Here is a 9,329-nt window from a genome sequence, read left to right as displayed (position 1 = left end):
ACCCTCGCCGACCGGCACTCTGACCTGGTCAGCGGGGAGGTATCTGGCCATCCACGGGGAGATCCCTGGCCACCAGCGGGGCGACATATGGCCGCCTACGGGGAGTATTCACTGGCCGCCGACAGACTCGGCCGCGGGTTCGAGGCCGGCGATGAGGCCGTAGTCCATGAGAATGGGGTGGTGGCCGCGCAGGAATGACTTCCACGCCCAGAGCGCGTCGCCCTGCCCGGGTGCGTAGTGATCGGTATCGCTGATGACCACCTTGGCGCCGTCGGCGACCGGGGGATCGGCGTACCAGCGCGAGGGTGGAGAGCCGGGCGTCATCGGGTGGCCGCCGCCGGCGAAGATCTCGTCGTCGTAGCCTGGCGAGATCCACTCGGCGTGGCCGCCCAGGAGCGGATCGTTGACCTTGGTCTGATCCGCCACCGGAAACTGCATGGTCATGCCGATCGGGTGCGGGTCGTAGCCACGCGCTGCCTCGTGCCGCTTGACCGTATCGATGACCCAGTATTGCCAATCGGTCGAGTCGCCCCACGACGGTGCCTTGTCCATGCCCAGGAACGCGGCGAACTCATCGGTCACCGTGCCGTCACCGGACGATTCGTTGGCCACCTCCCACAGCACGCGCTCGACCGGGCGGTCGAGGTCGCGCAACGCCTGCGAATGCCCGGGACACTGGCGGAGGCGTACGCCGCGCAGGCCGAACTCGCCGCCGGCGACCCGGACGGGCTCACCCGGGCCGTCGAACTCCACCATGCGGCGTTGGCCATCCGCGTCGACCATCGGCTGCGTAGCGCCCAACTCGACAGCCTTGAAGCTCTTGCCCGTGTCGGTGCGGCCATCCAGCCGACGCCCGACGATGTACGCATCCTGCAGGCGGCCGAATCGGCCCGCACGAACACCGGCCTTCCACGCGGGCTCGACCTGCAACGGGCGTACGACACCACCAGCGCCAGGCTCCGCCGAGCGCTCGGGGCGACCGTGTTCGACCGGGCAGCGGCCGAAGGCGCGCGGCTCACGCTCGACCAGGCCGTCGAGTACGCACGCCGAGCCCGGGGCCGGCGGGGTCGACCAGCCACCGGCTGGGCCAGCCTCACACCAACCGAACTCGAAGTCGTACGCCTTGTCGCCGAGGGCCTCACCAACCCGCAAATCGGCGCCCGCCTCCTCATGAGCCGGGGAACGGTGAAGACGCACCTCTCCCACATCTTCACCAAGCTCGGGACCACCAGCCGCACGCAACTCGCCGCCACCGCGATCGATCGAAATCTGCCACCCGATCGAAGGGCCCTCTGAATCGACCGTCGTTCCCCTGGCAACAGCAAGAGATCCGCCACCCGTACAGCTGCTCCGGCAGATCGTGGGCGGTCCGGAGCAGCGCAGGGTATGTCAGTGGGGGTCGGGTCTGGGGAGATGGATGCCGGCGGCGCGCAGCTTGGTCTCGACGAGCGCGGCCAGCCGGGCCGCGGCTGGTGCCTGCTCTGTGCTGTGGCGCGCGATCAGGTTGTACCGTGTCGCGGCCTCCGTGCGGGCTTGCAGGCCGGTGACGATCTTCAGCTGTGCGGGATTCGCGAGGTAGTGCTCGGCCATGGCGGTGGCGAGTTCGGCGATGCGGGGATCGTCCGGTTGCCAGGCCCCGGCTTCGGCGGCCCGCCTGCTCAGGGCGACGAACCGGGGGTCTTCGATGGCGTGTTCAACGTGGGTGAGGTAGTCGTCGAAGCCTTCTGGGACCAGGGCCTTCGCCAGCACCCAGCCTTCCCGGGCGGCGGCTACCTCGTCTGCGGAGAAGCCGAGGCCGCGCATCCGTTCCAGCAGCGCCACGGCGCGGTCGGGCAGCAGGGCGCGGTTGCCGTCGGCGAGCCGATGCAGTGTGCCACGCCGCGCGGTCAACTCCTCGATCCGTTCGGTGAGCTGTCGCTCGACGTCGGCGAGTGCAGCGGTGAACGACGCAGTGTCGGCGTCGAGCAGGGGGCCGATCTCGGCCAACGGCACGCCTGCGCCGGCAAGGGTCCGGACCTGCACCAGCCGCAACAACTCGGCCGATCCGTACCGTCGGTAGCCTGAGCTGTCACGTTCGGGCTCCTCGACCAAGCCGAGCTTGTGGTAGTGCCGCACCGTTTTGACCGTAACGCCGGCGAACGCCGCTGCCTGCCCGATGGTGACTCCGAATCTCACCTGCTCACCTGCCTTGCGCTCGAAGTCGGTCGCGAATTCGCACACTGCGGCCGGGTATGTGGGCGCACCGCGCCGAACCCGGCAGGTTCGGCGCGGCCCCGGTTCGTGCTCAGCACCTCGGCTGCGCTGGATCGGCCTGCCCGCCGCAGAACACCTCGTTGACGAGCCGCTGCGTCGCGCTCTGGAACGGCGCGGCCAGCGACAGCGTGGCGTCGTCAACATAGTTGAGCGTGGCGGTCAGGGTCTTGGTGCCGTCAGGCGTGCTGAACATCATGGCCGCGTGACCTGCGGCGCCGCCGTTGTGGGTGACGATGGTGCGGCCGCGGCCCGTGTCCTGCACGAACACCCCCAGGCCGTAGCCCATGTTCGGGATCGGCGTCGGGCACGGCGTGAGCATTTCGGCCAGCATTTCGGCCGGCAGGAGCTTGCCGCTCATCAGCGCGGAGATGAAGGTGTGCAGGTCCCGGGTGGTTGAGATCATGTCACCGCCGCTGGAGATCCAGGAGGGGTTGTGGCGGGTGACGTCGACAATCGTCTCCTGCCCGCCGTCCTCGTAGCGGTAGTAGGCGTGGGCATGCGGCTCGGGGACCTCGGTCTGGGTCGTCGGTGCCACGGTTCCCGTCAACCCGAGCGGCCCCAGAATCAACCGCTGCATCTCCTGGGCGACCGCGCGGCCGGTGACCTTCTCGATCAGCAGCCGGGCCAGCACGTAGTTGGTGTTGGAGTAGCTCCAGCCAGCCCCCGGCTCGAACCGTGCCGGTCTGGACAACGCCAGCCGCACCAGGTCCTCCGGCTCGTAGGTCATGAATCGGTTGTCCACCCACTCCTTGCCCGCCGTGGTGGCGGGGATCCCTGGAACGAACGTCCCGTCGTCGTAGTATTCGCCGGTGAAATTGAAGATTCCGCTCGTGTGCTGCAGCAGCATCCGCACCGTGGTCCGCTTGTCGAGTCCGAACTCGGGCAGGTAGTCCGTCACCGGAGTGTCCAGCCCGATCTTGCCCTCGGCCACCAGTTGCAGTACCAGGGCCGCAGTGAACATCTTGGTGTTACTGCCGATCCGGACATGCCCATCGGTAGGCGGCTCAGCGGCGTCGCCGAGCTTGCTCACCCCGGCGCTGCCGACCCACTCGCCTCGCTCATCGTTCACGCGCAGTGCGATCCCGGTGATACCGGATTCGACGATGTCTTCGAGGGCCCGCTGCAGCTCGGGCCGGTCTAGCCCATCTGCCGGTGCGTCTCCGCTGCCGGCACTGGCCACCCCGGCGGCGTTGAGGGCCGCGGTGATCTTACGGGCCATCTCGGCTGCCGCGGGGTTGGGCTGGCCGCCGTGGGGCTGGGTGGCTGCGTCGATCGCAACGAGGACGGTGTTGCGGAAGTTGTCGGCCTCGGCCGGATCCTGCCTCTTCAGCAGGAGCACCGCTGCGGTCAGGGCCGGCAGTACCTGGTCGGCGAGTGCGGCGACAGTCTTGCCGTTCAGGTCGATGTCCTTCGACGTCACATCGAGCACGTGCCCGACTAGCCCGGTCGCCGACGTCAAGACAATGGAGGCATTCGTGGCAGCCTCATGGGGTGTGCCGGTGGCGGCCATCAACGTCACCGCGCCGTGCGCGGCGGTCCGCAACGTGATCTTGTCCTGGTTGGTCAGGGTGATGGACATGGTGGCCCACTCCTTTGAAGCTGTTAAGTCGGTGTCGGCGTCGTGCCGCTGCGGCGAGCTTCCACCCTGACCCAAGGTCAACCTCAACCGTGACCTAGCTCATAGGTACTCCCGGGTTGGAACAACCTCGGAAACAGGACACCGCTGCCCGTACTTCTCTCTAGGGTCAGCCTGGTGGCGACGGCGGGCACCTCGATGCGCTGTCGTCTGTGGCGATCTCCAGGGTCGGTGAAGTTGAGGGACGCGGGGTATGCCTGGCCGTCCCGGCAGGTCTGGCACCGATGAACGTGCGACGGAGGCCGGCCCAGTCGGCATCTGGCGGGGGCCGGACTGCTGCTGCTCTGACGGCGGCGAATCGGCACCTTGGCATGGATGGCGGCGGGAGCGCTCGGGATGGTCGTCGCGCTCGTGACGGACGCCGTATGGACGCTCTATCAGATCCAGCTGCTGACCGGTCACCCCGACGGCCAGCGTGTCGTGTTGCGATGGACCAAACTGATCAGGAGCATCACCGGCATCCTCGACACCGCTGGCAGCCTCTGGGATCTGCGTACCCCCCGACCGTGTTGGTGGGCCTGGTCGTGGTGGTTCCGCGGCGTCGGCGGCTGGGCCCGGCGGCTGGCGCACCGCTGCCCACGGACAAACCTCATGGCGCGCTCGGCGAGGCACCGCCTGGGGCCCGCCGGGCTGATCGGTGACCTCGATCGGGCCCACCGCCGCTCGAACAAGGCGGCCCAGCTCCCGGTGGCGGTGGACGAATACGTCCACCGCCACCGGGCTCAGATTGCCGGGATGGCCCGCATCCCGTTCGGTTCCAGGTTGGCCTCGAGGCGGATGTGCCCGATCGTGGTGAACCGTTCCGTGCCGCTGTTCTTGGCCGCCCAGTCGGACGCCTGCTTGCGCAGGTTGTCCTGTGGGATGAACACGGTGTCCGCCAGGGTCGAGAACAGGCTCTTGCACGCCTTGGAGCCCACTCCCTCCCAGCAGGTCGCATTGACCTCGCGGACCTTGTCCTCATCCTGCGAGTGGATGGTGACGCTCATGTCGCTGCTGGCGTCGCCCGGCGGGCGGCAGGTCTTGTAGTCGACCTTCCCGAGATCGGTGTCCTCCTCGGACCGGTCCTCACACTCCCACTTGTTGCTCTTGATCAGCCAGTCGTCGGCCACCAGGCTCACTGTGACGCCCTGCATGTACTGCTGCTCGCCGCGGGGGAAGTCCTCGGCGAACGGCGGGACGGTTTCGCTGCCGTCCGGCTTGCCGGTGAGCCAACCGGTGCCGCCGCCCAGCGTGCCGCCACAGAGCAGGGCGATCACCGCCAGGCCGACCGTCAACAGGATGACACCGGACCTGCCACGCTTATCCCCAGGCGGAGCGGCAGGCGGCCGGCCTCCGGGTGGCGACGCTCCCGGCGGTTGGGCACCGACCGGCGGGAACCCCGGTGGCGGCGGCACCGACGGTGCCGGCTGCTGGGTGAACGGATTGGGGCCGGAGCCCGGCTGCGGTGGAGGGGGAACGGCCGGGAAGGCCGGCCCAGAAGGCGGGATGCTCATCAGTACTTGCCCTTGATTTCGACGGTGACGTTGTACGTCTCCGGATTCGCCAACACGTACTCGTAGTCACCGATCGTGGCCTTGGTGTCCTCGGTAGCCTCGATCTGCTGGTCGACCCACTCCTCGATCTGCCCGGTGAGCACCGGGTCGTCGCGGTAGGGCAGCACGGCGAACCACTTGATGTAGGCGACGCTGCCCGGTGTCAGGGGGGCCGACTGCTCCCGGTAGACACGGAGGTTGATCCGGGTGATGAGACCGGCCGCGACCTGCAGCGTCGCCTCGAAGTAGAAGGCGCCGATCCGCAGCTTGCAGGTCTGATGGTTGTAGTCGGTGGAGCAGGTGTGACCCCGCTCCTCCAGCGCCTTGACCACCGTCTCGGCCTTGAGGCGGGGGATGCACTGGTAGGTGTCGCACGACTGCGAGGTGTCGCCCTTGCGGTAGTTGGTGGTCACCGCGTACGCCGAGATGCCCGAAACGAGCAGGACCGCCACAGCGACGGCGACCACGATCATTGACCGCTTCCCGCCTCGGCCGCCACCGGGCGGGCGCGGCCCAGCAGGCGGGAAACCGGGAGGCGGTGACGGTGGCTGCGGGACGCCGGCGGGTTGCTGCGGCAGCGAGAAGCCAGCGGGCGGGGTGGGCCGGGGCGCCGGTGGGTGGACGGGGTACTGGGGCTGGGTCATGACGCGATCACCCTCCGTTCCGAACGAAGCGCAACCACCGGTCTCGGAATGCCGGCCCGGACATGCCGAAGATCCGCTGGGCGATCGAGTCGAAGCGGGGGAAGTTCAGGAACTCCCCGCCGGCGTCGATGGTGTCGATCGCCGTCGCGTACAGCTCGGTGGCCGCCTCGCGGCCCTCGATCCGTTCCGCGAGCTGAAATACGGTCGCGCCGAGACAGTAGTTGTAGCCGACGTCCCTGCCGTAGAAGTCGTCCTCGGCCGGCAGCTTGTTGCGGAACTTCCCGCCCCGCACCCCGTTGCTCACGACCGCCCGGACCGCGCTGGCGCGTCCCGGTTTGCCGATCGTCTCGCTGTAGCGGGCGAACCCTTCCACCGCCCACGTCGGCGCCTGCAGGGCGCCGCCCAGCCTGGCCCGTGAGGAGATCGCGTGGACCAGCTCGTGGCGGATCGTGTCCCGTGGCGACGAATCGGCCGATTCGATGGACCCGAGGTTGACCACGATGCGGGAGCCGGCGAACCGGTTTTCGTAGTACTGCCCGTCCTTCTTGACGCCGTACTGCGCCATCTGGACGCCGAGGACGTCGGGGTTGAAGTTGTCAGCCGTACCGAAGTCGAACCACTGCTTGAAGTTGGCGGCATCGCGGGTGAAGAAGAGGACGTGGCCCGGAAACGTAGGCCGGTCCCCCCAGAGCTTCGTGACGAAATCGATCTCTTGCCCGGTGGCGTCGACGAACTTGTTGAGGTCGCGCACGCTGTCGTCCGCGGCAAGCCAGACGTTTCCACTGGTCTTGACCACGTGCAGCTTGTCGGTGTGCCATGGCGCGGTGGCCTCCGGGCCGGTGAAGCCGAGCTTGTCCATGGCCGCCCTTGTGGCCGGGACGATGTCGGTCACCACGAACCTGCCGCCCTTGTCGGCGACCCTGTACGAGAACGACTCGCCGGGCGCGAGGTCGCCCGGCCCGGCGTCAGCGCTCAACTTCGTAATCCGGATCACCGGTTGGAGCAGCGTGCTGCCGTCGTTCTGCGTCCGCTCGCCCATTCTGGCGTAGACGTACTTCAGCTCGTCGAACTCGAACTGCCGCAGGTTGGCGAAGGCCATCCTCTCTCGCGCGATCAGATCCTTGTTGGACGGATCGAGGTCGGCGAGGTAGGCCTTTTCGTCTCCATCGGCGAGGGCCTTGGTGCGCCGCTCGAGTACGGCGCGGAGCTTGCTCTTGGCTGAGCTGTCATCGGTGGAGCTCTCGATCGTTGGCCGTTCCCGCTCACCGCAACCGGCGAGGAGCAGACCGCCGCCGGCCAGCAGGAGGGATCGTCGGGACAATCGTCCGCCGGACCCTGCAACGTCGATCTCACCCACGCCTGCGCACCCCCATCGCGCTTCGTCAGACGGCTGGCCGCAACGTGCGCCCGCCACAAAACGCGGCCGAGCCTAGCCAGACGCCCGCCGAGCTGGCCGACGTGTTTGCTACCCGTGTCCACATCGGCGCGGTTCCTGGCAAGATCGATACGCTCAGGCCCAGGCTGCCAACGGCGCTACGGCCATCTTCACCAAGGCGACGAGGACACAGTTCGAGGTTCGCCAGGCTGGGGCTGTGCGGACCACCTGTCAGGCCCCGTCCGGTGAAGCACGTGTCGGACAGGGAGAGTCGGCGAGGCCTGCGACGAGCATCAGGTACGCGGTCGGTTCGACTACCATCGCGATTGCCGGCATCGGTTGCTCACCCCAGCCGGCGGCGGCGTCGTAGGCGTCGGTGGAACACCCGCGGCCTCTAGGACGGGTAGGACATGGACCAAGGCACCCGCGACGCAATGCTCGGCCGCTTGGCTGAGGCGGTCGGATCCGTCACAGTCGAACATCCGACGCGGGTTGCCATCGACGGACCGCCCGCCGCCGGCAAGACCACCCTCGCCGACGAGCTGGCCGTCGTCTTGCGCGAACAGGGCCGCGACGTCATCCGCGCGACGATCGACGATTTCCTCTTCCCCCGGGCACAGCGTTATCCGCGCGGCGAGTACTCGGCCGAAGGCTGCTACTTCGACACCCACGACTACGACGCGCTGAAACGGGTTCTGCTCGATCCGCTCGGCCCGGGCGGAGATCGACGCTTCCAACACGCGGTCTACGACCGCACTGCGGATACGGCGCTGTCCCCGCCGGTCACGACTGCACCAGCCGACGCCGTGCTGGTCTTCGACGGCGTCTTCCTCATGCGCCCGGAACTGATTGATCGGTGGGACCTGCGCATCTTCGTGTCGACGGCACTCGAGAAGACCGTGGATCGCGCCGTGATCCGAGAGCGCCGGGTGCGAACTCGGGCCGACGTCGAACGGCGCTGGCGCGAGCGTTACATCCCCTCCCAACAGTTCTACTTCGCTACGGTCCGCCCGACCCATCACGCCAACATCATCGTGCACAACGACGAGCCCCAGCGGCCGGTCTGGGAGACCCGCACACACTGACCCCCCTCAATTATTCGCGCCTGGTAGCGGTCTGCTCGTCGCGGTCGGTGACGGTGCGGGCGCGGTCGCTGGCGGTGACGGCGTGTTCGGCCAGACCCCGTGTGACGTGAAGGTCGACGTGTGGGCGCAGCGTCATCAGGTCTTGCGGATAGTCGAAGGCGGGTGTCCGGGTGGTTGGTGGCCGGACGCCAGGGGGTGAGGTTGGTGCGGGCTGTTACCGGGCGGGGTTGCCGGCGATGGGTCCCGTCGTCGAGGGCGGTGGGTGGGATGCCTCGCCGGGGCGTACCGACAGGTTCGGTGTGGCATCAAGGGCAGTTGATACTTTCCAGCAGGTGGAGAAGCGCTACGCAGTGGTGGTCCTGTCCCTCGCGGCGCTTCTCACCGCCTGTGGTGGGAGTACGTCGCCGGACGAGCAGATGGAGTACCTACGCTCGATGGCTCGACAAGGGGCCGAGCTGCACGCCGTGGACAAGGGCCGGGGGTCCGCCGGCGACCAGGAAGAGTGCGCTGCCTCCTACGAACACATCTACGGAGGACCCAGGGCCACGACATGCCCTACGTCGAGAACCTCGATGAGAAGGCCCGCTTACTGAAAGAAGGCGAGAGGTTGTTCATCGAGAGCTGCGTGAACGGTACGCCGTCGCCGGTCACCGGGTGGCGCGGGCCCGCGGGCCCGCCCACCCCATCTGCGGCGCCACCCGCTGGACACCAGGCCGGTCGCACCGCCTCGTAGCCGCCGAGGCGGCCACGAGGTCCCCGACGCGCGACCTCGGCGGCCTCCCGTGGACGCCGGCGTCGGCGCCC

8 protein-coding genes are annotated in these 9,329 nt (G+C 68.2%); 2 read left to right on the top strand and 6 right to left on the bottom strand.

What is annotated here, in order from left to right:
• Positions 1-108 precede the first annotated feature (108 nt).
• Complete coding sequence (locus tag D7I43_RS28455) at positions 109-756, bottom strand: hypothetical protein (RefSeq protein ID WP_192902294.1); 648 nt, start codon at positions 754-756, stop codon at positions 109-111.
• Positions 757-762: 6 nt separating this feature from the next.
• On the opposite strand from D7I43_RS28455, the gene D7I43_RS34190 reads away from it, so the two are divergent.
• Positions 763-1,296, top strand: a complete 534-nt coding sequence (locus tag D7I43_RS34190; protein ID WP_275670861.1) for a helix-turn-helix transcriptional regulator — start codon at positions 763-765, stop codon at positions 1,294-1,296.
• A gap of 93 nt (positions 1,297-1,389) precedes the next feature.
• On the opposite strand, the gene D7I43_RS28445 is transcribed toward D7I43_RS34190, so the two are convergent.
• From D7I43_RS28445 to D7I43_RS28425, 5 genes are all read right to left on the bottom strand, one after another.
• Positions 1,390-2,220, bottom strand: a complete 831-nt coding sequence (locus tag D7I43_RS28445) for a MerR family transcriptional regulator (protein ID WP_204985309.1) — start codon at positions 2,218-2,220, stop codon at positions 1,390-1,392.
• Between the two features lie 64 nt (positions 2,221-2,284).
• Positions 2,285-3,832, bottom strand: coding sequence for a serine hydrolase domain-containing protein (locus D7I43_RS28440; protein WP_240033206.1), 1,548 nt, complete (start codon positions 3,830-3,832; stop codon positions 2,285-2,287).
• Between the two features lie 779 nt (positions 3,833-4,611).
• Positions 4,612-5,163 (bottom strand): hypothetical protein, encoded by a 552-nt coding sequence (locus D7I43_RS28435; protein ID WP_120331663.1) that lies wholly within the window; start codon positions 5,161-5,163, stop codon positions 4,612-4,614.
• A 218-nt stretch (positions 5,164-5,381) separates the two neighbouring features.
• Positions 5,382-5,894 carry a hypothetical protein gene (locus tag D7I43_RS28430; RefSeq protein ID WP_120331662.1) on the bottom strand — a complete coding sequence of 171 codons (513 nt, stop codon included), beginning with the start codon at positions 5,892-5,894 and terminating at the stop codon, positions 5,382-5,384.
• Between the two features lie 178 nt (positions 5,895-6,072).
• Entirely contained in the window at positions 6,073-7,422 is a 1,350-nt protein-coding gene (locus D7I43_RS28425) for a hypothetical protein (RefSeq protein WP_147427312.1), read from the bottom strand.
• Positions 7,423-7,850: 428 nt separating this feature from the next.
• Here D7I43_RS28425 and D7I43_RS28420 point away from each other — a divergent pair, with 428 nt between their 5' ends.
• Positions 7,851-8,525, top strand: coding sequence for a cytidylate kinase family protein (locus tag D7I43_RS28420; protein ID WP_120331660.1), 675 nt, complete (start codon positions 7,851-7,853; stop codon positions 8,523-8,525).
• Positions 8,526-9,329 lie beyond the last annotated feature (804 nt).

This window comes from Micromonospora globbae, assembly GCF_003610785.1.
Lineage (GTDB): Bacteria > Actinomycetota > Actinomycetes > Mycobacteriales > Micromonosporaceae > Micromonospora > Micromonospora globbae.
This window is presented reverse-complemented; position numbering and strand designations above follow the sequence as displayed.